The 26,144-nt window shown below is 33.2% G+C and carries 31 protein-coding genes and 2 pseudogenes; 27 read left to right on the top strand and 6 right to left on the bottom strand.

Features of this window, described 5'->3' with window-relative positions:
• The first annotated feature begins 63 nt into the window (after window positions 1-63).
• The 6 genes and pseudogenes from C7958_RS04895 (at window position 64) to trpS (ending at window position 4,384) form a co-directional block, all read left to right on the top strand.
• The gene (locus C7958_RS04895) at window positions 64-510 is read left to right on the top strand and encodes a MarR family winged helix-turn-helix transcriptional regulator (protein WP_208320774.1); all 447 of its coding nucleotides are present in this window, start codon (window positions 64-66) and stop codon (window positions 508-510) included.
• A gap of 209 nt (window positions 511-719) precedes the next feature.
• On the top strand, window positions 720-1,088 hold the full coding sequence (locus C7958_RS04900; RefSeq protein ID WP_111571556.1) for a hypothetical protein: 369 nt from the start codon (window positions 720-722) through the stop codon (window positions 1,086-1,088).
• A gap of 231 nt (window positions 1,089-1,319) precedes the next feature.
• Window positions 1,320-1,618 (top strand): annotated as a pseudogene (locus C7958_RS04905) (N-acetyltransferase family protein).
• A 177-nt stretch (window positions 1,619-1,795) separates the two neighbouring features.
• The gene (locus tag C7958_RS04910) at window positions 1,796-2,428 is read left to right on the top strand and encodes a 4Fe-4S binding protein (RefSeq protein WP_111571557.1); all 633 of its coding nucleotides are present in this window, start codon (window positions 1,796-1,798) and stop codon (window positions 2,426-2,428) included.
• Between the two features lie 29 nt (window positions 2,429-2,457).
• Entirely contained in the window at window positions 2,458-3,237 is a 780-nt protein-coding gene (locus C7958_RS04915) for an enoyl-ACP reductase FabI (RefSeq protein ID WP_166668547.1), read from the top strand.
• Between the two features lie 148 nt (window positions 3,238-3,385).
• Window positions 3,386-4,384, top strand: coding sequence for a tryptophan--tRNA ligase (gene trpS, locus C7958_RS04920; RefSeq protein WP_111571559.1), 999 nt, complete (start codon window positions 3,386-3,388; stop codon window positions 4,382-4,384).
• A gap of 159 nt (window positions 4,385-4,543) precedes the next feature.
• Here trpS and C7958_RS16095 read toward each other — a convergent pair whose 3' ends face one another.
• Both C7958_RS16095 and C7958_RS15590 read right to left on the bottom strand, forming a co-directional pair.
• Window positions 4,544-4,822 carry a DDE-type integrase/transposase/recombinase gene (locus C7958_RS16095; protein WP_166668548.1) on the bottom strand — a complete coding sequence of 93 codons (279 nt, stop codon included), beginning with the start codon at window positions 4,820-4,822 and terminating at the stop codon, window positions 4,544-4,546.
• Entirely contained in the window at window positions 4,782-5,006 is a 225-nt protein-coding gene (locus C7958_RS15590; protein ID WP_166668549.1) for a hypothetical protein, read from the bottom strand. The genes C7958_RS16095 and C7958_RS15590 overlap by 41 nt, the downstream gene beginning before the upstream one ends.
• Before the next feature lie 483 nt (window positions 5,007-5,489).
• Between C7958_RS15590 and C7958_RS04935 the strand changes: the two genes are divergently transcribed.
• On the top strand, window positions 5,490-5,897 hold the full coding sequence (locus C7958_RS04935; RefSeq protein ID WP_111571561.1) for a GNAT family N-acetyltransferase: 408 nt from the start codon (window positions 5,490-5,492) through the stop codon (window positions 5,895-5,897).
• 193 nt (window positions 5,898-6,090) lie between these two features.
• On the opposite strand, the pseudogene C7958_RS16100 reads toward C7958_RS04935, so the two are convergent.
• A pseudogene (locus C7958_RS16100) lies at window positions 6,091-6,219 on the bottom strand (helix-turn-helix domain-containing protein); the annotation flags it as partial.
• Window positions 6,220-6,237: 18 nt separating this feature from the next.
• Window positions 6,238-6,381, bottom strand: coding sequence for a hypothetical protein (locus tag C7958_RS15595; RefSeq protein ID WP_166668720.1), 144 nt, complete (start codon window positions 6,379-6,381; stop codon window positions 6,238-6,240).
• 456 nt (window positions 6,382-6,837) lie between these two features.
• Between C7958_RS15595 and C7958_RS04950 the strand changes: the two genes are divergently transcribed.
• From C7958_RS04950 to C7958_RS05000, 11 genes are all read left to right on the top strand, one after another.
• Window positions 6,838-7,308, top strand: coding sequence for an HAD hydrolase-like protein (locus C7958_RS04950; protein ID WP_111571563.1), 471 nt, complete (start codon window positions 6,838-6,840; stop codon window positions 7,306-7,308).
• Window positions 7,309-7,483: 175 nt separating this feature from the next.
• Window positions 7,484-7,585 (top strand): hypothetical protein, encoded by a 102-nt coding sequence (locus C7958_RS16105; RefSeq protein ID WP_375669757.1) that lies wholly within the window; start codon window positions 7,484-7,486, stop codon window positions 7,583-7,585.
• 143 nt (window positions 7,586-7,728) lie between these two features.
• Entirely contained in the window at window positions 7,729-7,788 is a 60-nt protein-coding gene (locus C7958_RS16110; RefSeq protein WP_375669758.1) for a hypothetical protein, read from the top strand.
• A 213-nt stretch (window positions 7,789-8,001) separates the two neighbouring features.
• Complete coding sequence (locus C7958_RS04965; RefSeq protein WP_111571565.1) at window positions 8,002-8,640, top strand: methyltransferase family protein; 639 nt, start codon at window positions 8,002-8,004, stop codon at window positions 8,638-8,640.
• A 256-nt stretch (window positions 8,641-8,896) separates the two neighbouring features.
• Window positions 8,897-9,736: an ATP-binding cassette domain-containing protein gene (locus C7958_RS04970; protein WP_111571685.1), complete on the top strand. Its 840-nt coding sequence runs from the start codon at window positions 8,897-8,899 to the stop codon at window positions 9,734-9,736.
• Entirely contained in the window at window positions 9,690-10,577 is an 888-nt protein-coding gene (locus C7958_RS04975) for an iron-hydroxamate ABC transporter substrate-binding protein (RefSeq protein ID WP_111571566.1), read from the top strand. Before C7958_RS04970 ends, C7958_RS04975 begins: the two co-directional genes overlap by 47 nt.
• Before the next feature lie 24 nt (window positions 10,578-10,601).
• A complete protein-coding gene (locus tag C7958_RS04980) occupies window positions 10,602-11,624 on the top strand; it encodes a FecCD family ABC transporter permease (RefSeq protein WP_111571567.1) in 1,023 nt (340 codons plus the stop codon).
• Window positions 11,621-12,628 carry a FecCD family ABC transporter permease gene (locus tag C7958_RS04985; RefSeq protein WP_111571568.1) on the top strand — a complete coding sequence of 336 codons (1,008 nt, stop codon included), beginning with the start codon at window positions 11,621-11,623 and terminating at the stop codon, window positions 12,626-12,628. The genes C7958_RS04980 and C7958_RS04985 overlap by 4 nt, the downstream gene beginning before the upstream one ends.
• A gap of 182 nt (window positions 12,629-12,810) precedes the next feature.
• On the top strand, window positions 12,811-13,737 hold the full coding sequence (locus tag C7958_RS04990; protein ID WP_111571569.1) for an ABC transporter ATP-binding protein: 927 nt from the start codon (window positions 12,811-12,813) through the stop codon (window positions 13,735-13,737).
• Window positions 13,737-14,921 (top strand): ABC transporter permease, encoded by a 1,185-nt coding sequence (locus C7958_RS04995; RefSeq protein WP_111571570.1) that lies wholly within the window; start codon window positions 13,737-13,739, stop codon window positions 14,919-14,921. Before C7958_RS04990 ends, C7958_RS04995 begins: the two co-directional genes overlap by 1 nt.
• Window positions 14,921-16,012 carry an ABC transporter permease gene (locus C7958_RS05000; protein WP_166668550.1) on the top strand — a complete coding sequence of 364 codons (1,092 nt, stop codon included), beginning with the start codon at window positions 14,921-14,923 and terminating at the stop codon, window positions 16,010-16,012. Before C7958_RS04995 ends, C7958_RS05000 begins: the two co-directional genes overlap by 1 nt.
• On the opposite strand, the gene C7958_RS05005 is transcribed toward C7958_RS05000, so the two are convergent.
• Window positions 16,005-17,360: an MATE family efflux transporter gene (locus C7958_RS05005; RefSeq protein ID WP_111571572.1), complete on the bottom strand. Its 1,356-nt coding sequence runs from the start codon at window positions 17,358-17,360 to the stop codon at window positions 16,005-16,007. The genes C7958_RS05000 and C7958_RS05005 overlap by 8 nt on opposite strands.
• A gap of 158 nt (window positions 17,361-17,518) precedes the next feature.
• Between C7958_RS05005 and C7958_RS05010 the strand changes: the two genes are divergently transcribed.
• A complete protein-coding gene (locus C7958_RS05010; RefSeq protein WP_111571573.1) occupies window positions 17,519-17,953 on the top strand; it encodes a MarR family winged helix-turn-helix transcriptional regulator in 435 nt (144 codons plus the stop codon).
• A gap of 143 nt (window positions 17,954-18,096) precedes the next feature.
• On the opposite strand, the gene ahpC is transcribed toward C7958_RS05010, so the two are convergent.
• Window positions 18,097-18,660 carry an alkyl hydroperoxide reductase subunit C gene (gene ahpC, locus C7958_RS05015; RefSeq protein ID WP_111571574.1) on the bottom strand — a complete coding sequence of 188 codons (564 nt, stop codon included), beginning with the start codon at window positions 18,658-18,660 and terminating at the stop codon, window positions 18,097-18,099.
• Between the two features lie 232 nt (window positions 18,661-18,892).
• Between ahpC and C7958_RS05020 the strand changes: the two genes are divergently transcribed.
• From C7958_RS05020 to C7958_RS05055, 8 genes are all read left to right on the top strand, one after another.
• Complete coding sequence (locus C7958_RS05020) at window positions 18,893-19,486, top strand: ECF transporter S component (protein WP_111571575.1); 594 nt, start codon at window positions 18,893-18,895, stop codon at window positions 19,484-19,486.
• A 17-nt stretch (window positions 19,487-19,503) separates the two neighbouring features.
• Window positions 19,504-20,271, top strand: a complete 768-nt coding sequence (locus C7958_RS05025; protein ID WP_166668551.1) for an energy-coupling factor transporter transmembrane component T family protein — start codon at window positions 19,504-19,506, stop codon at window positions 20,269-20,271.
• Entirely contained in the window at window positions 20,268-21,122 is an 855-nt protein-coding gene (locus C7958_RS05030) for an energy-coupling factor ABC transporter ATP-binding protein (protein ID WP_111571577.1), read from the top strand. The genes C7958_RS05025 and C7958_RS05030 overlap by 4 nt, the downstream gene beginning before the upstream one ends.
• Window positions 21,103-21,912 (top strand): energy-coupling factor ABC transporter ATP-binding protein, encoded by an 810-nt coding sequence (locus C7958_RS05035; RefSeq protein WP_111571578.1) that lies wholly within the window; start codon window positions 21,103-21,105, stop codon window positions 21,910-21,912. The genes C7958_RS05030 and C7958_RS05035 overlap by 20 nt, the downstream gene beginning before the upstream one ends.
• A 53-nt stretch (window positions 21,913-21,965) precedes the next feature.
• On the top strand, window positions 21,966-22,316 hold the full coding sequence (locus C7958_RS05040; RefSeq protein ID WP_111571579.1) for a DUF3147 family protein: 351 nt from the start codon (window positions 21,966-21,968) through the stop codon (window positions 22,314-22,316).
• Between the two features lie 618 nt (window positions 22,317-22,934).
• Window positions 22,935-24,155, top strand: a complete 1,221-nt coding sequence (locus C7958_RS05045; protein WP_243834356.1) for an FTR1 family iron permease — start codon at window positions 22,935-22,937, stop codon at window positions 24,153-24,155.
• 88 nt (window positions 24,156-24,243) lie between these two features.
• Window positions 24,244-24,789 carry an iron transporter gene (locus C7958_RS05050; protein WP_208320775.1) on the top strand — a complete coding sequence of 182 codons (546 nt, stop codon included), beginning with the start codon at window positions 24,244-24,246 and terminating at the stop codon, window positions 24,787-24,789.
• Window positions 24,790-24,874: 85 nt separating this feature from the next.
• Complete coding sequence (locus tag C7958_RS05055) at window positions 24,875-26,143, top strand: Fe-S-containing protein (protein ID WP_111571580.1); 1,269 nt, start codon at window positions 24,875-24,877, stop codon at window positions 26,141-26,143.
• The last annotated feature ends 1 nt before the right edge of the window (window position 26,144 follow it).

Genomic DNA, 26,144 nt, shown 5'->3' on the forward strand with positions numbered 1-26,144 from the left:
TATTAAAAATTTCTTGACAAAGAAAGTAGTTGTATTACACAATTTAATTGAGGTGAGAATAATATGCTAGAAGATAGAATTAAAGAAAAGGGAATAGATTGTTGTGTTAATGAAGTTGGAGTGATGATTCAAAATTTAGTTAGAACTTTAAGGATTTTTGAAAGAGAAGAGATTGTAAGTGAGGGTTTTACTATTTCTCAATGCTATATAATGATTTACTTACTAAAAAATAAATCTCTAACAATGAATGAAATAAGTGAAAAAATGAATTTAGATAAGAGTACTATCACTAGAATTGTAAGTAATTTAGTTAGAGATGGATATATTGAAAAGAAAACTTCACATGAAGACGGCAGAGTTATACTAGCCAGCTTAACAGCAGCAGGTAAACAAAAAGCTGTAGATTTACAGAGCAAAGTTAACAATTATTATAAACAAGTTATTGGACAAATTCCAGAGGGAGAAGTAATGGAAGTAGTAAGTTCAGTTAATTACTATGTAAAAAGCTGAAAGTGAATTTCTAGTTCACTAATTTTTTCAAAAAATATAATATTATTGCAGGAATTATTTTTTCTAGCTTTAAATTAACTATAATGACTTAAAAATAAAATTTTAATGGACATATAATATGAGTTTGATGATTTAGTTTTTGTTCCAATTAATTATCTTATTTTTATTATGATTAATTATATATTTGTATTTTATGAGGAGAGGAAAATATGACAGGAATTATTATTATTTTATCTTTAGTAGTAATTTTTGTTATATACTGGATTTTTACAGGAAATAGTTATAAGGTTGAGGGAAAACAGATAAAAGTTCGTAATGGACAAAGTAATTATGTGGTCAGTATTGATGATATAAATTATATTTATGATACTGATGTTGGAGGCCCTTCAAGATTAAATGATGGTAAACAGATTTTTTATCTTACATCAATAAATACACTTAGTTCTGAAATTATTTTCATAAAAACAGGAACTGATAAAAATTATGTGATATCATTTTCAAATCCAATTACAAAAGATAAAATTTTAGATAAAATACTTTCTATAAAACCAGATATTAAAGTTAATAAAGAACTATAATTTTATTACGAAGGTGAATACTATGTTTAATTTAAAAAAATAAAGGATAATGGAATTATTGCGGCCAGAGTTACCCTTTGCTGCAGGAGTATCAGTAATTATAGGAGAAATTATTTCGATTGGTAATTTGCCTTTTTTTCCAGTATTATAACTTTGCCGGGGCTGGCAGTGTCTTTTTTTATTAATAAAACAGCTTTTTTTTTATACATTTATAATAAAAAGTAGTATAAGATGGAATATATAATTAGAAAAATAAAAGCTGAAGATTGGGAAGGGGTAAGAGGGATTTATCTTGAAGGAATAAAAACAGGGAACTCAACTTTTCAGGTTCAGGCTCCAGATTGGAAAGAACGGGATGCTGGACATTACAGGCAGGTGTTTTTCCGAAAAATAATGCTAGTTTATTCTTACATAAAAAATATGCTTTTAGAGAAGTTGGGATAAGAGAAAAGATTGGAAAAACAAAAAATAGTAAGTGGCGGGATGTGGTTTTACTAGAAAGAAGGGGCAATAAAGTAGGAATTAAATAATAAATTTACATTTTATTACCTGAATATAGTTATACTATTAATCTTTGTTTCACTATGTGTTATACTAATATTGATATCTATTCTGTATCTTCTTAATGTTTTACAGTTATTAATGTGATAAAACATGCAGATATATATTTGCTTTTTATTATGCTGGGAATTAGGAGGGATTCAATATTGGATTTAACAGAAATTAGGGAGTTAATTCCTGAATGTTGTAATACTGCTGCAATAGATATTAATGAATTTTATGATCATAAAAAAGAACATCTGGAAGATTATCTTTCTTCTGTAAAGTCAATTATAGTTTTGGGTCATCACATTGAAAAATTCGAAGAATGGGTATGGAATCAGTTTAAATTTGAAACAGAAGCATGTATCGCTGATGTACATACTAAAGAGGTAATGAAAAAAATAAGTTCTTATATTGAATTGCAAGATCATAATTCTAAAATAATACCTTACTCAGGAGTTAGTGGGGTTCGATTTAAAAAAATAGCTGCAAAATCCAATCTGGGAGAAATAGGAGATAATCATTTATTTTTACACAGGGATTGGGGACCCTGGGTTCACCTGCGGGTTATAATAACTGATGCAGAGATAGAGAGCAGTCCCCAAAATAAGGTTGATCAAGTATGTATTCATTGTGATAATTGTATAGAAGCATGTCCGATAAATGCGATCAAAAGGAATGATTTTAATCGTCAGAGGTGTAAAGATAGACACGAAAAGTTAAATCTTTCTCACAGCTGTGAAATCTGTGCTAAAAATTGTCCTATTGGAGAAACACCTGAGAAAATTAATAAGTAATTTTGATTTATTAAAATTGGGAGGTAATTATGATGTCTAAATTAATGGCAGGTAAAAAAGGTATAATTATGGGAGTTGCTAATGAAAAATCATTGGCCTGGAAGATTGCAGAAAGGTTAAAAGAAGAGGGTGCAGAAACTGCATTTACATATCAAAATGAAAAAATTGGAGAAAAAGTGATCCCTTTATTTGAAGGAATAGGGGCAAAAAGTTATCATAAATTAGATATTACAGATGATCAGGAATTTGAAGCAGTTTTTAAGAAAATTGGAGAAGAGTTTGAAGGCGAATTTGATTTTATTGTTCATGCAATTGCGGGAGGACCCCGGAAAGAAGATTTAAAAGGTAAATTTGTAAATACTGCTCGAGATAGTTTTCTCCGCAGTATGGAAATAAGTGTTTATTCTTATGTTAAAGCTCTTCAGCTGGCCTACCCGTTTATGAAAAAGAGTGGTGGCTCAGCAGTTACTCTTACTTATTATGGAGGGGAGAAAGTCATTCCAAACTATAATATTATGGGGGTTGCTAAGGCTGCTCTTGAGTCTTCGGTTAAATATTTAGCTGCTGATCTTGGTCAGGATGGAATCAGAGTTAATGCTCTTTCACCCGGGCCAATTTTAACCAGAGCTGCCAGCGGTATTTCTGATTTCAGAGGTTTAATGAAGAGTTTTAAGGAGAAATCACCTTTAGGAAGATTGGTTAAACAGGAAGAAGTTGCTGCCAGTGCACTTTATTTACTCAGTGATCTTTCAACTATGGTTACCGGGGAGATTATCCATGTAGATGGTGGCTATCATGTAACAGGATAAGCTAATCTTTTTATTTTAAATAATAAGATAAATATTTTCTGTATAACATTAAAATAATCTTAGCTGCTAGAAAGCATTAAAAAATAAATATTTAGAGATAATAAAATTAAGAAGTAAATGACTATAATGATATTCTGGAGGTTTTAATATGGAAAATAAAAAGCGAGTTTTTTCTGGGGTTCAGCCCACTGGCCAAATGCATATTGGAAATTATGTAGGAGCCTTAAGTTTGTGGGTAGAAAACCAGAAAAAGTATGATAACATTTTTTGTATTGTTGATTTACACGCCCTGACAATTCCTGAGAGTATTAAGCCAGAATACCTGCGAAAAAAGGTAAAAGAAGTTGCTGCTTTGTATCTGGCCTGTGGAATTGATCCTGAAGAATCTACAATTTTCGTACAGTCTGATGTACCAGAGCACAGCGAATTGACCTGGCTTTTAAACTGTGTGACTCCTGTTGGCTGGTTAGAACGAATGACTCAGTTTAAGTCTAAATCAAAAAAGCTAGAATCAGTTGGGACAGGTTTATTTGATTATCCGGTCTTGATGGCATCAGATATTTTGTTGTATAACACAGATTTAGTGCCGGTAGGTGAAGATCAAAAACAGCATATAGAAATTACAAGAGATATTGCTCAACGCTTTAATCATTTATATGGAAATGTTCTAAAAGTTCCTGAAGAATTGATTAGAAAAAGCGGTGCCAGAATAATGGGCTTTGATGATCCGGAAGCTAAAATGAGTAAAAGCACTGGTGAAAGCAAAAAAAGACATGCTATTGGACTGCTTGATTCACCTGAGGTTATAAAAGAAACAATAATGAGTGCCACTACTGACTCCAATCGAGAAACAAGATTTGATTATGCCTCACCTGGAATTAAAAATATGTTAACTTTATATCAGGCTTTGACAAATCAAACTCAAGCAGAAATTGAAAATCATTTTTCGGATGGGAAGTATGGCAAATTAAAAAAAGAACTGGCAGAAGTGGTTATTGAAATACTAAAGCCTATCCAGCAAAAATACAAACGAATAATTAATGAAGAAACTTATTTGAATAACGTATTAAAAGAGGGAGAAGAAAAAGCAGGTGGAATTGCAGCAAAGACAATGGATGAAGTCAAAACAAGTATGGGTTTAAAATAACTAGTCTAAAGAAGTAAAAAATGGGTATCTTGTTTCAGCTTATTATTTTATTTTAATATTAAATGGTCTTCTGTTATTGTATTTATCAATAAATTTAGCAATAGAATTTCTATAGTGGGGCTATACTGAGATAATGTTTTTGATATACTTCAGCTCTTTTTAATGTACCGTGAAAGCTCTCAATATGAGGTTTTCTTCTGATGTATTTACCATTGTTCTTTCATGAGATATATCAAGTTCTCTAATCCTGGTCTGAAACTCTCGACTTCTAAATTGAACGCCATTATCAGTTCTGAGTATCCGATCATCAGTATTTCGGTTTTCTGCTGCTTTATTAAGTGCTTTAAGAGCTTCTTTTGTGCGGCAACTTAGGCCTTCGTGATGACTTATAATTTCTCTAGTGAAGACATATATCAAACATATATACCCACTGATCATTGTTACCTATATACATCTGGACCAGATCCATCTCCCAGAGCTGGTCAGGTCCAGTTAGTTCGTGTTTTTGTCTTAATTGATATTTTTTAGGTTTTGGAACTATTTTATCCTGCAGGAGATCTAAAGCCTCCATAATGCGGTAAATTCGCTTGTGATTAACTTTCAGATTTTCTGTATAGTTCAATCAGTTATCATTCTGTAGTCCAGATGCGGAGACTCATCACAGTAATCTTTAATCATTTGAACAATGTCTTCCTGGACTTTATGTTGGCCAATAATTTTTTTCATCTCTTTGAATTATTCGTCTCGGGAGGTAAATAAAATTAAAATATTAATGAAATTAGGTATCAGTTTATTATCTGGATTTTTAATAACTACATTAACTTTTGTCCCTATTATATCAATGATTGTAGGTTTAGTAGCTTTTCCAATTCTTAGTATACCTGGTTTTGAAAGTACCGGTAAACATGTTGAATATGGATTTATGTGGCTGACTTTAAAATCAGTTGAAAGTTGGATATTATTCATATTATATTTTTCAATTCTAAGTTTTATTGTTCTTTGGCTAGTAAGTTTTATTAAAAATTAAATAAGATAAATGGGGACAAAGCTAAATTATCTAAGATTTATTCGAATTTAGCTCACTTAATATGAAAGGAAGATTTAAATGAATAAATATAAAGTAATAAGAAAACCTCCAACAGTTGAAGATTATCTCAATATTAGAAATAATACTACGCTTGGTCCTCGAGATGAAGCAGGGGCTCGAAAGGGTGTTCAAAACTGTTGGTTCGGAGTGCATATTAAAGATAGTGAGAAGACAGTAGCAATGGGACGAATAATTGGAGATGGAGGATGCACGTTTCAAATTACAGATATTGCTGTATTACCTCAATGTCAAGGAAAAGGTTTAGGTAAGAAAATTATGGAAGTGCTTATGGAGTATTATCGAGAAAATGCACCAAAAGATGCATATTTGAGTTTAATAGCAGATGGAGAGGCTAAATTCTTATATCAAAAATTTGGATTTAAAGCTACAGCACCAGAATCAATCGGTATGCGCTATATTAAATAAAGTTTACTATTTCTGATAATTAAGTAATCATGGCCTATTATATAATTTGTTTATATTTTAAAGACCCAATGTTGACTTATCAGAAAATATGATCAAAAGAGCTATAAAAGAGAAGTCATCTCTTCTGTTTAAAGTAGTCTACACTACTATAAATGGGAATAATTTAAATAGATTAAAAACATGGTCTCCATTTTTAACTCCGGTAGCTGCTGGGAGAACAGTGCATATATTGCTTAAATACCTTTGAAAAATAGCTGGGGGTGTTAAAGCCTGTCCTGTAGCAAGTTTCTGTTACCGGAATACTTGTATCCTTCAGTAATCGAGCAGCAACAGAAAGTCATTATTTAAGTAGATAAACTACCAGTGAACTATTAATAGTATTTTTAAAACAGCGAAAACATTCTCGCTGACTGATACTGGCTGCTGCAGCAATTTGGTCTACCTTAACCTTGCTGGCATAATTATTGTGAATAAAATCCAGCATTTTTTTAATTCTCAGAGTATCAGTATTATTATTTTGTAACTCTTTGTCAATCACAGGCTGCATATTTTTAATTATTAGGTAAAAAGCTCGGGAAAGATTATCGCGTACTAGAAATTAAAAACCATAGGTTTGACTTTTATACTCCTGATAAGCATTTAGAATAGCCTTGATTATTTCCTACAATCTGTATAGAATGAAGTACGTTTGAATTAATAAAAGCGCCCTCACCTTTTTTTAGGGTAAATCCATTTTCTCCAAGATTAGTGTGGATCATCCCCTTAGACAAAAAATTCAGTATGGCAGTATAATTATATAATAAGGCAATTTAATTATTGTTTATCAATTTTATTGTCAATATAATTATATTCAACAGTTAAACTTCTGTCAATAAATAATTTACTCAGTTGATTGAAATTGCTGAGAATTTAACTGGTTTTTTCTCAGGGGAGTGTTATTATGAAAACTGTGATTTTTAAGTTTGAAGGGGTTTTATTTCAGAAGCAGAAAAACGGTGATTTTGCGCTTAGATGTGGAACTAGATTTTTATTAAAAGAGTTAAAAATAAGACAGATTCAGTCTTTGCTAATTCAGGAAACTAGAAGTTTAGATGTTGGTTTTTATCTTACTAAATTCAATTTAAATAATTATTTTAAATCTAAAAATATAGTTTGGGTTAAAAACCATGTTTCTGATAAAATAATTTCTAATTTTTATCAAAATATAATGGAACTGACCAAACTAGAACCAGAGAATTGTCTAGTTTTTGAAGATAATATTTCCGGGATTAGGGCGGCTAGAAAAGCTAAAATCGGTAATATAGTTGCTCTGGTTTCAGCGTCAGATAAATATAAGTATTTAAATCTAACAGAAGTTGATGATGTAATCAACAACTTTCACCAGTTTAATCGTCTACTTTTAAGAACTTGAATCTAAAAACATAAATTTTACAATCTGAATTTGTGTTTTAAAAAACCAGCCATTTTTTTACTTTAGATTATATTAAATGATAAAATGAACTATATTTAATTAATAGTTCGATAATTATCTAGAAGTAAAATAGAATTATAAAAAATAAGATACAATTACGTAAGGGCAAATACATATTGGAAATTATGTAGGAAATTTAAGTTTATGGGTAGAAAACCAGAAGAAGTATGATAACATTTTTTGTATTGTTGATTTACACGTTCTAACAATTCCTTAGAGTATTAAACCAGAATATCTGCGAAAAAGATAAAAGAAGTTGCTGCACTGTATCTGGCCTGTGGAATTGATCCTGAAGGATCTATAATTTTTGTATAGTCTGATGTAGCAGAGCACAGCGAGTTGATCTGGCTTTTAAACTGTGTGACTCCTGTTGGCTGGTTAGAGCGAATGACCCAGTTTAAGTCTAAATCAAAAAACTAGAACCTGTGGGAACCGGTTTATTTAATTATTCAGTTTGGTTTGCTTGAGGCCCCGGTGCTAATAAGAGAAACTATAATGAGTGCCACTACTGACTCCAATCGAGAAACAAGATTTGATTATGCCTCACCTGGAATTGCAGCAGAGACAATGGGTAAAGTTAAAACAAGCATGGGATTAAAATAACTAAGTTGAATTATAAAGTCGGTGATTAATATGAATAAAAAAATTAATATTGCAGTTAAAATAGTAATTATTATCTTATTAATTTATACCTGGAGATTAATTGAGGCTAATAGATCAGCTATAAACAAATTTTACATCTATCTATATTTAGTTCTAGTTAGCTGCAGTTTATTATCTGATAAATATTTTTATAAGGGACAAAAAACTGAAAATAGGAAGTCATACCTTGCAACAAGTCATTATTTATCATTAACCTGGTTTGTTGCATTAATAGTTCCGGTGATCGAATATCTGTATCTGCAGCGATATAATATTTTCTTTACAATACTTGGAAGTATATTAATTATTTCGGGGATAATAATTCGGGGGCTGGCAATTAAAAGACTGGGCAAGTTTTTTTCAAGAGATATAGAAAACTGGGAAGAACAGAAAATAATCAAATCTGGAATTTATAAATATATCAGGCACCCGGCTTATACAGGTAATATAATACAGATAACTGCCTTCCCTCTAGTTTTGAATTCATATTATAGTCTCCTTCTTTCATTAATAACGATAACTGGATTTTTATGGCGAATAAAAGTTGAAGAAAAATTTTTGGTTGATAAACTACCGGAGTATAAAGAATATATGGAGAAAACAAAAAGATTGATACCTAAAATCTGGTAGTAAAAACTTAAACGGGGTAGTTGAAGCGAAAGATCAATTACCTGAGGAAATAAGAGTATTTTTTATTAAATTCTAGTAATTTACTTATATTTTTAAATGTGGAATTATATTAGGTTTGATATATTTACAGGCATATCGTATACTATAATGGACTACTTTAGTTTTGCAGTAGTCTATTTTTTTGCAATTAAATGAGAATCGATTTCATTTTCAATTAGATTTAATTAGTATTTTATCAATCTGGGAGGTGCATTTTATTTTATTAAAAACTAAGGATTTAAATGTTGGCTATGATGATACCCTGGTGGTTAAAGGTTTGAATATAGAAATTTCTGAACATAAAATAACAGCAATTATTGGAGCCAACGGCAGTGGTAAATCAACTTTGCTCAAAGCTCTGACCAGAATAATACCCTATAATTCGGGTGAAATAATTTTAGATGGTCAAAATATAAACAGTACTGATACCAGAGAACTGGCAAAAAAAATATCAATTCTGCCCCAGACTCAGGAAATGGCTACTGGAATGACAGTAGGAGAATTAGTTTCCTATGGTCGTTTTCCTTATCAGAGTGGGTTAGGAAGATTAACTAAAAAGGATTATGAAGTGATCAACTGGGCGCTGGAGGTTACCGGAACAGATGAGTTTAAGTATCGTTCTGTAGATGCTCTTTCTGGAGGCCAGAGACAGCGGGTCTGGATTGCTATGGCCCTGGCCCAGGAGACTGACACCATATTTTTAGATGAACCTACTACCTATCTTGATCTGGCCCACCAATTAGAAGTACTAAAACTGCTGGATGATTTAAATAAAAGGCAGGGAAGAACAATTATTATGGTGCTGCATGATTTAAACCAGGCAGCTAGATTTGCAGATTATATTATTGCAATGAAAGATGGAAAAGTCGTTAAAGCTGGTGATCCGGAAGAAGTAATTTCTGCATCAGTATTAAAAGAAATATTCAATATTGATGCTTTGATTGGGAGAGATCCGATAACAGATAAACCAATGTGTGTAACCTATAATATTATAAATGGAGGAGACAAAGATGAAAAAAATTATAACAATTACGCTGATACTGCTTCTGGCTTTTAGTCTAAATTCTGCTGTGCTGGCAGAAAACAAGGGAGAAATGATTACATATCAATCAGAAAATGGACCCGTAGAAGTGCCTGCTAATCCGGAGCGGGTAATAGTACTTTCTTCTTTTACCGGTAATGTACTTGCTTTAGATGTTAATTTAGTGGGAGTAGATTCCTGGTCAAAAAGCAATCCCAATTATGATCTGGAAGCTGTTCCGGCAGTAACTGATGAGAATTTAGAAAAAATACTGGAGCTTAATCCTGATTTGATTATTGGTCTCTCTAATATCAAAAATTTAAGTAGATTAAATAAAATTGCGCCAACTGTAACTTTTACTTATGGTAAGCTTGATTATCTGGAACAGCATTTAGAGATTGCTAAACTGCTGAATAAAGAAGAAGAGGCTAGAGCCTGGATTCAAGACTTCAAAACAAGAGCTCAGGCAGCAGGAGAGGAAATTAAAGATAAGATCGGTGAAGATGCAACTGTGACTGTGATTGAGAATTTTGATAAGGAATTATATGTTTTTGGAGAAAACTGGGCCCGGGGAACAGAAATCTTATATCAGGAAATGGAACTGAAGATGCCTGAGAGAGTTAAGGAACTGGCACTGGAAGCTGGTTTTCATGCCCTTTCTTTTGAAGTGTTACCTGAAGTTGCCGGGGATTATCTAATCATTAGCAAAAATTCTGAGACAGATACATCATTCCAGGAAACAGAAACCTATAAAAATATTCCTGCAGTTGAAAATGGCAGAGTCTTTGAGGCAGATTCCAAAAAGTTTTATTTTAATGATCCAATTACTTTAGAATATCAACTGGAGTTTATAAAAGAGAGCTTTCTAAATAACTAATCTTGATAATAAAGAGGTTTTTTTATGAAATTTGATCTAAAGAAAAATAAAGTGAATAGCTTATCTTTTAGTTTTATTCTACTTGCCAGTCTGTTAATTTTAGTAGCTAGTTTTTTTCTGGCAGTAGTCTTTGGTGCAGCTGAGATTTCTGCAGCTCAGGTCTGGCAGGCCCTAACTGCTTCTGGAACTGGAGATGATATTTTAATAATTCAGGAAATCCGGCTGCCCCGGGCAGTAGCAGCTGTAGTTGTTGGAGCAGCTCTGGCAGTGGCTGGAGCCATCATGCAGGGAATGACCAGAAATCCCCTGGCTGATCCGGGTTTATTTGGACTGACTGCTGGGGCAAATGCCGCTCTGGCTCTGGCAATTGCACTTTTCCCTGCACTCAATTATTTTGGAAATATACTTGCCAGTTTTATCGGAGCTGCAGTGGGAGCTGGACTGGTATTTGGAATTTCTTCTCTGAATAAAAAAGGATTTTCTCCTTTTAGAATTGTACTTGCTGGTTCTGCAGTTTCTACATTTCTTTATGCTTTAGCAAAAGGGATTAGTCTCTATTTTCAGATTTCAAAAAATGTCTCAATGTGGACTGCAGGTGGACTGGTTGGTATCTCCTGGACACAGCTAAAACTGATAATTCCTTTTGTGTTGGTCGGTCTGGCAGCTACTTTTTTTCTGTCCAGACAGCTAACTATCCTCAGTTTAAAAGAGGAAATTGCGGTTGGTCTGGGACAAAACATCTTTAGAATTAAGGTATTTTTATTTATTATTATCATTGTTCTAACCGGAGCTTCGGTTGCCCTGGTTGGAAATATAGTCTTTTTAGGGTTAATGATTCCTCATATTGTGCGGGCAGCTGTGGGTAGAGATTACCGCTTTGTGCTGCCGCTTTCTGCACTCTCAGGTTCTGCTTTTATGCTGCTGGCTGATCTGCTGGCAAGAACCATCAATGCTCCCTATGAAACTCCAGTTGTAGCAGTTGTTGCCATGCTGGGACTTCCGTTCTTTTTAATAATTGTCAACAAAAGGAGAAGAGATTTTGCATGATCCATCCAGAGACTATTAAAAGACAACGTTTAATTATTTTTATACTAGTTTTTCTTATCCTGGCTACAGTTATCTTCAGCCTGGGACTGGGGACTTCTCAATTATCTTTCAGCAGAATAATTCCTGTTTTATTAGGCCAGGGAAACTTTAATGAAAATTTTGTCCTATTTTCTATTCGGCTGCCCCGGTTGGTTATAACTTTACTGGCGGGGATGGCACTTGCTCTTTCGGGCTCAATTCTGCAGGGATTAAGCAGAAATGATCTGGCTGATCCGGGCATTATTGGGATTAATTCTGGAGCTGGTTTTGCAGTGGCCCTATTTTTTCTTTACTTTCCCTTACAGGTAGGGTCCTTTATTTATCTGCTGCCACTGGTAGCATTTGCAGGAGCATTAATAACTGCTATCTTAATTTATTTTTTCTCCTATGATCGTAATTCTGGTTTGAAACCAATTAAATTGATTTTAGTTGGAGTTGGTTTTTCTACCGCTTTATCGGGAGCGATGATGGTTTTGATTTCATCTGCTGATCGTTCTAAAGTTGAATTTATCTCTCGCTGGCTGGCTGGTGATATCTGGGGAACAGATTGGCCTTTTGTCCTCGCACTTTTACCCTGGCTTTTAATACTGCTGCCGGCAGCCTTATATATGTCCAATCGCCTGAATATACTGGCTCTGGGCAATTCTATTGCTGTAGGAGTCGGTATGAGAGTAGAAAAAGAACAGGCGATTTTACTTGCTATTGCCGTTGGTCTGGCCGCTGCTTCTGTCTCTGTGACTGGGGGCATTGCCTTTGTCGGTTTAATGGCACCACATATAGCTAAAACTCTAATCGGGAAGAGACATCAGCTTTTTATGCCAATAGCTATCCTGATAGGTGGCTGGCTGCTGCTTCTGGCTGATACGATTGGGCGCAACATCTTTCAGCCTCAGGGTGTAGCAGCTGGAATAATGGTGGCTGTGATTGGTGCTCCTTATTTTATTTATTTGCTGACTCAGAATTAGAAATTATTATTTCACGTTGAATAAATTCAATAATAAAATATATTTCACATTATATTAATGCTCTTGGGCCAGTTTCTTCTGGTTTGAGAGTTTTTTTATTTTTCTATTGACAAAATCTAACAACATCATATACTTATATATAACCATACAAACTCAAATTATTTCAAAGGAGGATCAGAATAATGGCTGAAAATACTAAAGCAGTAGAAATTATTGATTTAGAAAAATCATATGGGTCTCTCAAAGCTGTTGCTGGAATATCATTTTACGTTAAAAAAGGCCAGATATTTACACTTTTAGGGCCAAATGGGGCTGGAAAAACTACTACAATAGAAATACTTGAAGGCCTAAAAGAAAAAGATGGTGGAGAAATAAAATTTTTTGGAGAAACAGTAGCTAAGATTTCGAAAAAAGAAAAAGAAGAGATTGGAGTTCTGCTGCAGAAAAATAACTATATAGAAAAAATAAAAGTGAAAGAGATTCTTAAAATGTTCAGTTCGTTTTACAAAAATTCACTTTCGACGAGTGATATTATCAAGAAAATTTCTCTTGAGGATAAAAAAGATTCTTTTGTAGAAAATCTTTCGGGTGGACAACAACAGCGCCTATCTATAGGACTTGCTTTAATCAATGATCCCAAAATTCTATATCTGGATGAACCAACAACCGGGCTTGACCCTCAGGCAAGACGAAAATTATGGGGTTTAATAAAAGATTTGAAAAAAGCTGGTAAAACAGTTTTTTTAACAACTCATTACATGGAGGAAGCAGAAAGACTATCAGATTATGTCTATATCATGGATCAGGGTAAAATCATTGCAGACGGCAGTCCGGAAAAATTGATTGAAGATCTGGGAAAAGAAAATGTAATCGTTTTTGCAAAAACTGGTTTTACAGATTCAGCAATTGAAGAGCTGCAGGAGACTTATCCAGAGCTAAAAATAACAGAGTCTGAAATTTCTATTTATGTTAAAGATCTTTCTTCTTCCTTGACTGAGTTGATTAAATGGGCAGGTGAAAAAGAAGTTGAAATTGATAATTTAAAAATTAGAAGACCAAATCTGGAAGATGTTTTTATTGAATTAACAGGAAAGGGGCTGCGTGACTGATGGGAGCCATAAAAAGTATTTTTTTGCAACATCTGCGGCAGCACTTACGAGATAAATATTCAATTTTTTGGAACCTGATTTTTCCATTGATTTTAATGACTATCCTGGTTCTTATTTTCGGAGGTCAGATTGAGGAAAATGTAACTTTTAGAATTAGTATAGTCAGTCCGGAAATCGAAGAAGGCATGGCTGATAATAGTTATCCAGTAATAATTAATACTGTATTTGATTCAATAGAAGATTCTGATGAAAGCCGATGGTTTAAATTTTATAGAAAAAAGAAAAATCAAAGCAGATCAAATTTTCTGCAGGAAGAAAGAAAAAAACTTGAGTCAGGTGAGAGAGAGTTAGTTTTAGTGGTTCCGGAAGTAGAATGGGGCGAAAAAGTTCAATTAGAAATTTATCGCCAGCCGGAAAGACAGCTTTCTCTTATTGCTGCCGATGTGATTACCAGTATTATTAATGAATTAAATAGAGAAATCAATATAGCAGAGGGGAATATCAGCAGAGATGAGCTGATAAATGTCAGCAGCAGAGAAATAGCGATAATGGAATCTGAAAGCAGAAGTAACTTTTCGTTTGCAGAATTTTTAGTACCCGGAATTATACTTTTTAGTTTTTTAATTTCAGGTCTTGAAATTTTTGTGGAAAAGATTTCGTCGATGAGGGCTAGAGGAATTCTTAAAAGGTATTTTGCAACTCCTTTAAGAGCAGTTGAATATTTTAGCGGGATACTTGGTTTTATTATTCTGCTTTCAAGTACCCAGGTCGTTTTAATTTATGGTTGGGCTAAAATATTTTTTGATATCAATCTGGCAATTTTCAGACCAGAATTTATATTTTATATGCTGTTTTCTCTGATTGTTTCTATTGCTCTCGGCTTTTTTCTTTTATCAATAGTTAAAAACAAGGAGTCAGTTGGTGTAGTAACTCAGGCTGTGATTTATCCGATGGCTTTTTTGGGTGGGATGTTCTTTGAAGTTTCTAATTTGTCAGGAGTTATATCTCTGGCAGCAAAAATAAATCCGATGTACTATTTGGTTAATGGAATGCGAGATGCACTGGGAATTTATCCAAGTCCAACTTCGCTTATACTTAATCTTTTTGTTCCGGCTATCTGGATGTTTGGCTCAATTATAATTTCAAGCTACAAATTCAGCTGGAATCCTGGAGGTGAATCATGATGTTAAAACAGTATTTAAATAATACCAAAATTTTAACACTGAGTTTTCTGCGCAATAAGGAGACTATATTTTTTGTGCTTTTATTACCACTTATATTTATGTTGATTTTTGGTTCGCTTTACAGTGGAGATGATCAGAGTCAGCCTGATAGATTACTTATCTATTATAGTGATCAGGCAACAATTGAACAGGATAAATTAGAAGAGGTAATAAATGAAAACCAGAGTTTAAGTTTTCAATATATTTCCAGTCTGGAAGCGGGAGAGGAGCTTTTAAGGAATTATGAAGCAGAAGCTCTACTAATTGTTGGTGATAACAGTCTGGAATTTGCCTTTAATCCTGCCAGAATTCAGGATAATCCAGCTCTGGAGCAGCAGGCTTATTCAATTGCCAGAGAAATTAATTTAAGAGAAAAAAATCTAAATGAATATTTAGAAACAGTAATTATTGATACAGAATCTTCAACTACAGCTCCGGCAGCAGGTTCAACTCAATTTTTATCATTATTTCCCGGCTTGATTGCTTTAGGACTTGCTTCTTCAGGATTATTTGTAATAGTCGAGGTTTTTATCTATTATAAAGAAAAGGGAGTTTTAAAACGGATGGCAGCAGCTCCCATCAACAAAAATGCTTTTGTTCTGGCTTTGATAACAAGCAGGATGCCGGCATCAATTTTGAGCATGTTTTTAATTTTGATCGCCAGCAGAATTGTTTTTGGAGTTAGTTTTGCTATCAACTGGCTGCTTTTTATCCCTTATATCTTTATTGGAACAGTTATCATGATGGGTTTTGGTGCTTTAATTACATTATTTTTCAAAAAAGCAGACAGTGCTTTTCAGGCTGCAAGTATATTGCTGACAATTATGATCTTTTTTTCCGGGATTTATTTTCCAATAGAATTCCTACCTTCCTATTTTCAGAGCTTAAGCCGTTTTCTGCCGCTAACCCACCTTGCCCGAGCTTTACAGCAGATTATGGGAGTCAGTCAATTAAAGCTATTCAATTTAGCTTTAGAAACCGGTGGATTATTGATCGTATCAATAATTTTGATTATTATAGTTGCAAAAAAGAGCAGCTGGACAGCTAAATGAAATCTGCTTTATATTCTCTCAAATATTTTTTAACTGCTTTGTGAGCTAAGATTCCAGAAAGAAGATAGGATAGAGCAAGAGCTCCAAAGATTCCTCCAATTCCGATTAAATTAGACCCCAGATAAGCAAGCGGTATATAAAGGATAAATGTCTGAGTAAAAATTAATAAAGCAGCATGTACAGGTTTATTTAGAACATTTAAGATGGTAGAATTAATTTTTAATATGCCCTGAAAACCATAAGTGAAAGATACAATTACTAAATATTTGACTACTGTATCTATTACCTCGGGATTAGAGTTAAAGATTCTGGCAACTGGTTCAGCAAAAACAACTAAAATTACTGTAATTGTGATACCGATCAGCAGTGAAAAAAGTTCTCCAAATTTAAAACCCTTATCTACTCTTTTAAATAATTTTGAACCAAGATTTTGACCGATAAAGGGACCCATAACTGAATTTAAGGCCATTATAAATGACATTGCAAAAAATTCAATTTTAGTTGCTACTCCAAAGCCTGCAACTATATTTACACCATAAGAAGCAAGTAACCTGGTTATAATGGCTGAACTGACCGGTAATGCCATTTGAATTAAAGCATTTGGCATACCAATGTAAAGTATTCCTTTCCACGATTCTATCGCTTTTTTAATTTCGAATTTCCCAAAATAAATTATGTTTTCTCTAAAATGTAGGACTCCAAGTGCGGTGATAGCGGTAATAGTTCTGGCAAAAACTGTTGCAATAGCAGCCCCGCTAATCCCAAGAGTAGGAAAAGGTCCATAGCCAAAAATAAGTATGGGATCAAGAATAATATTGACCGCTGCACTAATTCCCATAATTAGACCAGGCACCTTAGTATCCCCCAGAGCCCTGATTATATTATTTCCGATCATTGGTATTACCACCATAAAAGAGCCAAAATACCAGATAGACATATATTCTACAATATAATCTAAAATAATACCCTTTGCTCCCAGTAGTGAAAAGAGAGGTCGAATAGTTGATATTCCAATAAGGATAATTACAGTAGTCATTATAAGTCCCAGGGTTAAACTATCAGTGGCAGTTCTTCTAACTTTATTTTGTTCTTTACCTCCAATATATTTTGAGATAATCGAAGTAGTTCCAATTCCAATTCCTAGAATAAAACTATTAATAATTAAGACTATCGGAAAAGTAAAAGAAAGAGCTGCAAGTTGATCAGCTCCCAGCTGCCCTACAAAATATGTATCAGTTAAATTAAAAAGAACCATCCCCAGCATTCCAACAATCATCGGTAGTGTTAATTTAATTAATTGAGTTGTTATATTTCCTTCTGTTAATTTTGCTTCAGTTATTTTTTTCAAAATTATCATCTCCCTAACTAGTTTCATTTTTCAACTATTACTAATTATAACAGCTATAGTTTATAATTGCAACTATATAGTTTGTATTTGAAACTGTTTTTTAACTGTGCTAGAATTATACTATAATAAAAGAATATTTTACTAGAAGGAGGATTTAAATGAGGGAATCACTGGGTCGCTATATCACAACAATTTCAAAACATATAAAATATTATATTAATCAACGAGCAAATAAATTTAATTTAAATATTGATCAGGTTCACATTTTAAAAGTTTTGTACGATAACCAGGGTGTCAATCAGGAAGAACTGACCGAGATTTATAAATCCGATAAGGTAACTATTTCAAAACTGCTGGATAGATTGGTGGAAGAGGGATATATAGAAAAGAGAAGAAACAAAAATGATAGAAGGGTGAAGAATTTATATGTGACGGAAAAAGGAGAAGCTTTAAAGGGAGAAATAAAAGAAATTTTTAAAGATATTACAAGAGTACTGGCTTCAGACTTTAGTGAGGAAGAAGACATTATGGTCAGAAAATTATTAAGAAGAATGTCAGAAAATATTTATGAAGAAGTAAATAAAGAAAAATAATTTACTTAACAGTGTAAGAGATATCTAAAAAAATAAAGTTTAAGCTTTATTTTTGGCGAGGATTGTTCTAATAGTATAAATTAAAAAAGCCACCAATCACTATCAGTGAACGGTGGCTAGATATTTTATAGTATTTTAAGTTTTTATATTTTACCAACAAGGTTTAGCCCTGGCTTAAGAGTTCGACTTCCTTCTTTCCATTTGGCAGGACAAACTTCCTCTGGATTGTTCCTTACATATTGAGCAGCTTTAATTTTGCTGACAATGGAACTTGCATCTCGCCCGAGATTTCCAGCGTTGATTTCTATACCCTGAACTATTCCATCTGGGTCAATTATAAAGGTTGCGCGATCGGCAAGACCTTCTTCCTCAATTAAAACATCAAAGTTTTTGCAGAGGGTATGAGAGGGGTCTCCAACCATCACAAATTCAATTTCACCGATTGTTGGCGAATTATCATGCCAGGCTTTGTGAGTATAGTGGGTATCTGCAGAAACTGAATAAACTTCAGCACCCAGGTCTTTTAAAGTATCGTATTCCTCCTGTAAATCTGCTAATTCAGTCGGGCAGACAAAGGTAAAATCAGCCGGATAAAAAACAACCACACTCCACTGATCTTTAAAATCTTCCTCTGTAACTTCTAAAAATTCTCCATTTTGATATGCCTGTGCCTTAAAAGGCAGTACTTCTTTTCCTACTAATGACATCTTATGTACCTCCTATTATTTTGATTTATAATTTACTATTTGATATTGATAATTATTATCAATTAATATTATCGCATAAAATTATTTAGCTGTCAAGTTTATTTTGGGAGTGGTATAAATTAATATTATTTACAGTATATTAAGCAGGAATTAATTTTTTTTCAAAGAAATATCATAATAAGTTAATTGTTAAGGAAAATTTTTTGATTAATTAAACTAAGGAGGAAAGATTATGCAAAATAATCAAAAAAAGAATTTATGGTCGTTTAATTTCTCCACTATGGCACTGGTTTTGATACCTGTCAGTATCGGAATTAACTATGTGGGGAAATTATTTGCTCAGACTTTAAGATTACCACTCTGGCTGGACTCAATTGGTACAATCCTGGCTGGTATTCTTGCTGGACCCTGGGTGGGAGCTATTAGTGGTGGAATAAATAATGCGATTTATGGTTTGACAATCAGTCCTGTTTCTTTTGCCTATGGAATTACCAGCATTGCTATTGGTATTACTGCTGGGGTTATGGCCAGAATGGGATTTGTTAAAAGTATGAAAAGGGCTGTGATAATGGGACTTGTTATTGCAGGAATATCAACAGTTGTTTCTACGCCGATCAACATAATTTTTTGGGGAGGACAGACAGGAAATATTTGGGGAGATGCTCTCTTTGGAATTCTTCGTTCGGCAAATTGGCCAGTCTGGCTTGCTTCTGGACTGGATGAACTGGCAGTAGACTTACCTGATAAAATAGCAACTACTATTATTGCCTTTATTATTTATCAGGGTTTACCTAAGCGAATAACTGTACTTTTTGAAGAAAGCTAATAGAGGAGGACGGAAGCTTGAGATCTCTCAGTTTATATGTAAAAAGAGATAGTTTAATTCACAAGATTGATCCGTTTACAAAAATTATTTATGTTTTTGTTTCTGTAATTTCGCCATTTATTCTACCGACTTTAATTTTTTCGACAAGTTTAACTTTAATTAATTTATTATTTCTGCTGCTGGGCAGGGTAGTAAAAAAGGTGCTCCCTATAATTAGCTTTGTATTTATAATCATCCTTACTATTTTTATTATTCAGGGTATGTTTTATGATGCAAATCAGACAGAACTTTTTAGTTTATTTAATTTAAATTTTTATGTTGAAGGAATACTTTATGCGGCCAGAATTTCGGTAAGAGCAATTAATGTTTTGTTAGCTTTTTCTCTTCTAATCTTAACTACACCACCAACTGAGATGATAGAATCACTGGTGCGAAGAGGAATGCCGGCAAAACTGGGCTATATTATGCACTCAGTTCTGCAGATAATACCTATGATGTCCAGTAATGCTTCTATAATTATGGATGCCCAGAGAGCTCGCGGAATGGAAACAGAGGGTAGTCTCTGGGTTCGGATTAAAGCTTTTATACCACTGATTGGACCTCTGGTTATGAGTTCTCTGGTAAACACTCATGAGCGCTCAATAGCTCTGGAGGTTAGAGGGTTTTCTGCTGCTACTCAAAAAACATTCCTGCATCAGGAAAAAGTACCTGGAGGAATGAAACAGCTTAGAATTTTCTTCTTATTATTTTTAGCGGCAGTATTGGCCTGGAGGCTGGTTTTATGAAAAAAATTACTATTAATAATTTATCATATAAGTATTCACTTGCGGAAAATAAAGCCTTAAACAATATTTCTCTGGAAGTCGAAAAAGGTGACTTTATAGGAGTGGTTGGTCCTAATAAAGCAGGAAAATCGACTCTCTGTAAATCTCTTGTAGGACTGATTCCTCATTTCTACAAAGGAGAATTTGAAGGGGAGATCTTAATTGATAACCTGAATACTTTAAACAGCAGTATTGCTGAATTATCTTTAAAAGTTGGTCTGGTTTTTCAAAATCCCTTTAACCAGATTTCTGGGGCTAAACTGAGTGTTTATGATGAGCTGGCATTTGGTCTGGAAAATAATGGGCTAGGAAGAGAAGAAATGATCACCAGAATTGATAAATATCTTAATTTAATGGATTTAAATGAAGTAAAAGATAATAATCCCTTTGAATTATCAGGAGGTCAGATGCAGAAGCTGGCTATTGCAAGTATTATGGCTTTAAAACCAGATGTTTTCGTTTTAGATGAACCCACCTCACAGCTTGATCCACAGGGAACAGAAGAGGTTTTTAAAGCAGTTTCTCGCTTAAGAGAAGAGAATTTAACTGTTATTCTGGTCAGTCAGAAATTAAATAAGTTAGCTGACTATGCTAATAAGATTCTATTTTTAAATCAGGGAGAAATTGCAGCTTATGATAACACAGCAGCAGTTTTTTCTCGAAACGACCTGGAGCAGATGGGAATGGGAGCACCCATATATACTGAGATAGCCAGGGAATTAGGATTAAAAAATGAAAAGAATCAGTACCCTATTAGAAAATCAGAACTCAAAGAAATGTTGGTGGCCAAGTATGGCAAAAATATCGGTTAATAATCTTTCATTTCATTATAGTCAAGGAATACCAGTACTCAAAAATCTTAGTTTTTCTCTTGCTGAGAAATCTACAGCAATAATTGGTCAGAACGGGGCAGGTAAAACTACTTTAGTCAAACTGCTAAAAGGACTTTTAAAACCCCAAAAAGGGAATATTTTAATTAATGATAAGAATACAAAAGAACATACTGCTGCTGCTTTAGCCCGTGAGATTGGACTGGTTTTTCAAAATCCAAGTGACCAGATTTTTAAAAATAATGTTCTGGAAGAAGTAAAGTTTGGACCTTTAAATCTTGATATTGAAGAAAATAAAGCAGAGGAGAGGGCCAGAAAAGCTATTGAAAGACTTGGACTTTCGGAAATAGCTGCTGAAAACCCCTATGATTTAAGTCTTTCAGAACGAAAATTGGTTACTATTGCTTCTATTCTGGCCATGGAGCCTGAGATTATTATTTTTGATGAACCTGCTATCGGTCAGGACTATAGAAATATAGCTTTAATCAAAAAAATTATCAGAGAAGAGATTGAATCAGGTAAATTGGTGCTTACCATTAATCATGATATGGATTTTGTAGCAGAAGTTTTTGAAAGAATAATTGTGTTGAATCAGGGAAAGATTCTGGCTGACGGACCAACTGCTGAAGTTTTTGCCCAAAAGGAGATACTCAAAAAAGCTCATTTAGAGATACCTTCGGTTACTGCTTTAGCTCAAGAACTGGGGATTAAAAATCAAATCTTTTTAAATAAAAAAGAATTTATTCAGTATTTTAAAAATATTAATGATTAAATATTATTTTCGAGTTACATAATAAAGATTATGATACTTAGGGGTAGATACTAATGGCCTATTTAATATTTAAAACTATAATTTCAGCAGTAATAATCGTAGCTATCTCCGAAGTTTCTAAAAGGAGTTCTCTGTTAGGTGCGATTTTGGCCTCACTACCTTTAGTTTCGTACTTAGGAATTATCTGGCTTTATATAGATACTGGAAGTAAAGCTCAGGTAGCTCAGGTATCAAAGAGCATTTTCTGGATGGTTATCCCTTCCTTATCCTTTTTTATAACTTTACCAGTATTATTAAAAATGGAATTAAATTTTTATATCTCACTGGCTATTTCTACGATAGTCATGGTTACCGTATATTTTGGAATGATAGTTATACTGCAGAGATTTGGGATAAATATTTAGACGTTTTAAACTTGTAGTAATCAAAATAGCTGTGAAATATTGTGTAGCGCACGATGATATTAACCGGAGTTGAAGCTTATAAGCTGGAAAATCGAATATAATTAGCATCTCGATTGGAGATGATTTGCCTCAGAGAAACTTCATTTGTTCAGTAAATAATGGAGTTTATCTGGGGCTTTTTGTATAAGAAATAAGAAAAGCTGTTACCTTCGATTAATCCACTTTTTCAGTCTACTCCAAAAGTTTTAATAGACACATATTGGTCCACCTTATGTTGTAATTAAGAAGTAATTGTCTTCAGAGCCTGTTTAGGTAATTCATTACTGCTGCATTGATTCCCAAAATTAAGTCTAAATATTTATGTTTTTAAGAGCTTGGATGAACAGGAAAAAATTTATATAAAATAGATTTAAAAACTTATAAATTGTAGTCTAGATAACAATTCATGCTTTAAAACACTAAATAGAGAAAGTTTAGCGACTTAATCGGTTTTAATTCCTTCTGAAACGCTTACAAGTTCTATTTTTCACTTTGCACTTTTCTGCAATAACAGTTAAACTTTAATTGAGATTGATTTTCAATATCTATAAATAACATTTTGTGAAGGGGGGGTGAATTTTGAAATTAAGTCTTTTTAATAGTCGAAAGTTAAATATAATTTTGTTATTGAGTTTTATTTTAATTCTCGTGTCTAGTTTTTCAGTTAGTGCTGCTTCCAGCTGGATGGATGTAGTTGATGATATTGGAGAAAAAATTGATTTAGCCTTAGAACAATATGAAGCTGGAAATGCAAAAATTGCTAGAGAAAGTGTAACCAATGCTTATTTTGGTCCTTTTGAAGGGGAAGAAATGGAACAGGCCATTCAGCGAAATATAGGCAGTCAGGTTGCATTTAAGGTAGAATATGCATTTACTCAGATAAAAGAATTGATGAAAAATGGTGCTTCTCAAAGTGAAGTTGAAAAAAGGGCAGATAAATTGATACAGGATCTTGAACAATATGCAAATGAATTAGATGAATTAGCTCCTAGAGAAAATAACAGTCCTCTCAGTAAATTTATATATTCATTATTGATTATTGTTCGAGAAGGATTTGAAGCTATACTAGTGCTAAGTGCCATTATTGCTTATTTAATTAAATCAGGTAACCAGGATAAATTGAAGACAGTTTACAGCAGTACAGCTGTCGCAATTTTAGCCAGCATATTAACTGCTGTAGCTTTTAAATATTTATTTAATGTCAGTGCTTTTAGTCAGGAAATTCTGGAAGGCGTAACGATGCTGCTGGCAATGGTTGTACTGTTTTCCGTTAGTTTTTGGATGGTAAGTAAAATTGAAACTAAAAAATGGGAAAACTATATACAGGGAAAAGTAGAAAATTCTATATCTACTGGAACAAGTTTAACTCTAGCTTTAGCTGTTTTTCTTGCTGTATATCGTGAGGGTGCTGAAACTGTACTTTTTTATCAGGCTTTAATTATTGATACAGCAAAAAGTAATTATGGGATGATTGGATTAGGATTTTTAGTAGGTTCAATGCTGCTAGCTTTAATCTACATAGTTATTAGAAAGGGAAGTGACAAATTACCGTTAAAACCGTTCTTTGCTATCACCAGTCTTTTGATGTATTATCTGACAGTTGTCTTTGCAGGAAAAGGAATTAGAGAATTACAGGAAGCGGGAGTAGTTGGGACAAGTATAATAGAAGGATGGCCGACAGTTAATTTAATTGGCCTTTATCCAACCTGGCAGACAATTTCTCTGCAGGCGATTCTAATTATAGTCGCAGTAGCTGGTGGCTTATATTACTTTGTTGGTAGCAAGAAGAAAGAAGTTTAAGTGTTATAATTGTAGTATATTTTTAAACTTGGGATTTAAATTTAAATTATTGAATTTGCTCAAATCTAAAAGGAGGAAGTAATAAAATATGAAAAACTTTAGTAAAGTTACAGTGATCCTAGCAATGTTATTTTTTGTTTTAGCTGGAATTGGTGGTAATGCTCTAGCATTTACAGAATATCCAATTGGTGAAGAAAAAATTATTAAGCAGATGAAAATTGCAGCAGTATATTTTCAAGCTGTACCAATGAAGCCGGAAGAAAAAGCTGGGTTAAAAGCTGAAGAATCAGATCTGCATCTTGAGGCTGACATACATGCAGTTGCAAATAACCCTTATGGTTTTGGACTTGGAGCCTGGGTTCCCAATCTTACTGTAGATTATACATTAGAAAATATGGAAACAGGCGAAATTCAGGAAGGTAGTTTTATGCCAATGGCTGCCAGTGATGGTCCGCATTATGGTACTAATGTTCAAATGATGGGAATCGGAAATTACAAACTAACATATATTATTTATCCACCAACTAAGCAGGATTTTCTTCAGCATACTGATAAAGAAACTGGTGTAGAAAAAGTATTCTGGAAAAAACCTATTAAGGTAGAGTGGGATTTCAAATATACAGGAAAAGTTTAAATAAAAATTGGCAAATAACACAGCAACTAAATTCCTGAAAACCCAGGAATTTAGTTGTCTTATTAACAGGAGGTGTAAAATTTAAATGCTTAATACTTTTGTGCTCACTTTAAAAGATGGATTAGAAATGGTAATTCTCGCAGTATTTTTATTTTCATTCATTCTTAAAATGAAAAAAAGAGATTTAAATAAATATGTTTACTGGGGTTTAATAATTGCTTTACCATATAGTGCTCTACTTGTTTATTCTTTATTAAATTTAAAGATTGAAAAAGGTATAGAAAGTTTTATGGCTTTAATTGGGCTTCCGATTATAACAGTAGTTATTGTCTGGATCTGGTATCAATATTTCAATTTTAATAAAAGTAAAAACAGAAAAAGCACTTCTCTTTTTTCTAAATTAACTATTTTCCTGACATATCTATTTTTAGGTATTAACTTTGAAACAAAGCTGATGCTTTTCCCCAGCAAGATAGTTGTAGACAGTACTTTTGCTACCGGTTTAAATACTGAACTTTTACTTAAATATAGCGGTGGTTTGCTGGGGATCGTTTTTTCAATTATTTTCGCTGTTATACTACTTAAAGCCCAAAAAAAGATTTCTCTCAAACAGTGCCTTAGTATAACAACAGTTATTTATTTTGTTAACTTTTTGAAATATTCTATTTTAATTGTCTATGCTTTAATGATTTATGATCTTATACCAGTAACTACAACTTTCTTATCATTTTTTGCTCCTTTTTATAATAATCTAAAGATGATTCTATACATAATGTTTGGGATTACAGCAGTCTGGATAGTATTTGTAAATTTTAAGCCGCTTAAACTAAAGAAAGATGCCAGCTTAAATCCGGCTCAATTGAGAAAATTAAAAGCTAATATAAGAAGCAAACAGAGATGGGCTCGTTCTGCATTAATCGCAGTTATTATATTTACTTCAGTTTTTACTTTTAATTATGTTTATGCAGGTCAAACTATCACTGAAAAACCAGCAGTACCTCTACAGGTCAATAATGATAAGTTTGTTATTCAAAAAAATGAATTGAAAGATGAAAAATTACATCGTTATTCATTTACCACTGAAGATGAGTTTGTAATCGAATTTTTCTTAATTGAAAAAGCAGAAGGTGCTTATGGTGTTGTTTATGATGCCTGTAATGTCTGTGGAGATTCAGGTTATTATCAGGACAAAGATAAAATAATTTGTATTAGATGTGATGTAATAATGAATAAATTAACCCTTGGTTTTCCCGGTGGTTGTAATCCAATTCCTCTTAATTATAGTGAAAACGAAGATTCAATTGTAATTCAACTTGATGACTTACTGGCAGAAAAAGATGTGTTTGTCAACTAGG

Source organism: Halanaerobium saccharolyticum, from assembly GCF_003259895.1.
GTDB lineage: Bacteria > Bacillota > Halanaerobiia > Halanaerobiales > Halanaerobiaceae > Halanaerobium > Halanaerobium saccharolyticum_A.

Excerpts from the sequence above, each read along its gene's own strand:
- C7958_RS04935 (WP_111571561.1), top strand. The coding sequence starts at position 5,490 with ATGAATAAATATAAAGTAATAAGAAAACCTCCAACAGTTGAAGATTAT.
- C7958_RS05055 (WP_111571580.1), top strand. The coding sequence starts at position 24,875 with ATGCTTAATACTTTTGTGCTCACTTTAAAAGATGGATTAGAAATGGTA.
- C7958_RS16095 (WP_166668548.1), bottom strand. The coding sequence starts at position 4,822 with ATGATCAGTGGGTATATATGTTTGATATATGTCTTCACTAGAGAAATT.
- C7958_RS04950 (WP_111571563.1), top strand. The coding sequence starts at position 6,838 with ATGAAAACTGTGATTTTTAAGTTTGAAGGGGTTTTATTTCAGAAGCAG.
- C7958_RS05040 (WP_111571579.1), top strand. The coding sequence starts at position 21,966 with ATGGCCTATTTAATATTTAAAACTATAATTTCAGCAGTAATAATCGTA.
- C7958_RS05030 (WP_111571577.1), top strand. The coding sequence starts at position 20,268 with ATGAAAAAAATTACTATTAATAATTTATCATATAAGTATTCACTTGCG.
- ahpC (WP_111571574.1), bottom strand. The coding sequence starts at position 18,660 with ATGTCATTAGTAGGAAAAGAAGTACTGCCTTTTAAGGCACAGGCATAT.
- C7958_RS04895 (WP_208320774.1), top strand. The coding sequence starts at position 64 with ATGCTAGAAGATAGAATTAAAGAAAAGGGAATAGATTGTTGTGTTAAT.
- trpS (WP_111571559.1), top strand. The coding sequence starts at position 3,386 with ATGGAAAATAAAAAGCGAGTTTTTTCTGGGGTTCAGCCCACTGGCCAA.
- C7958_RS05020 (WP_111571575.1), top strand. The coding sequence starts at position 18,893 with ATGCAAAATAATCAAAAAAAGAATTTATGGTCGTTTAATTTCTCCACT.
- C7958_RS05010 (WP_111571573.1), top strand. The coding sequence starts at position 17,519 with ATGAGGGAATCACTGGGTCGCTATATCACAACAATTTCAAAACATATA.
- C7958_RS04990 (WP_111571569.1), top strand. The coding sequence starts at position 12,811 with ATGGCTGAAAATACTAAAGCAGTAGAAATTATTGATTTAGAAAAATCA.
- C7958_RS04985 (WP_111571568.1), top strand. The coding sequence starts at position 11,621 with ATGATCCATCCAGAGACTATTAAAAGACAACGTTTAATTATTTTTATA.
- C7958_RS04975 (WP_111571566.1), top strand. The coding sequence starts at position 9,690 with ATGAAAAAAATTATAACAATTACGCTGATACTGCTTCTGGCTTTTAGT.
- C7958_RS04900 (WP_111571556.1), top strand. The coding sequence starts at position 720 with ATGACAGGAATTATTATTATTTTATCTTTAGTAGTAATTTTTGTTATA.
- C7958_RS04980 (WP_111571567.1), top strand. The coding sequence starts at position 10,602 with ATGAAATTTGATCTAAAGAAAAATAAAGTGAATAGCTTATCTTTTAGT.
- C7958_RS05000 (WP_166668550.1), top strand. The coding sequence starts at position 14,921 with ATGTTAAAACAGTATTTAAATAATACCAAAATTTTAACACTGAGTTTT.
- C7958_RS05050 (WP_208320775.1), top strand. The coding sequence starts at position 24,244 with ATGAAAAACTTTAGTAAAGTTACAGTGATCCTAGCAATGTTATTTTTT.
- C7958_RS04915 (WP_166668547.1), top strand. The coding sequence starts at position 2,458 with ATGATGTCTAAATTAATGGCAGGTAAAAAAGGTATAATTATGGGAGTT.
- C7958_RS04995 (WP_111571570.1), top strand. The coding sequence starts at position 13,737 with ATGGGAGCCATAAAAAGTATTTTTTTGCAACATCTGCGGCAGCACTTA.
- C7958_RS04965 (WP_111571565.1), top strand. The coding sequence starts at position 8,002 with ATGAATAAAAAAATTAATATTGCAGTTAAAATAGTAATTATTATCTTA.
- C7958_RS15595 (WP_166668720.1), bottom strand. The coding sequence starts at position 6,381 with ATGCTGGATTTTATTCACAATAATTATGCCAGCAAGGTTAAGGTAGAC.
- C7958_RS05035 (WP_111571578.1), top strand. The coding sequence starts at position 21,103 with ATGGCAAAAATATCGGTTAATAATCTTTCATTTCATTATAGTCAAGGA.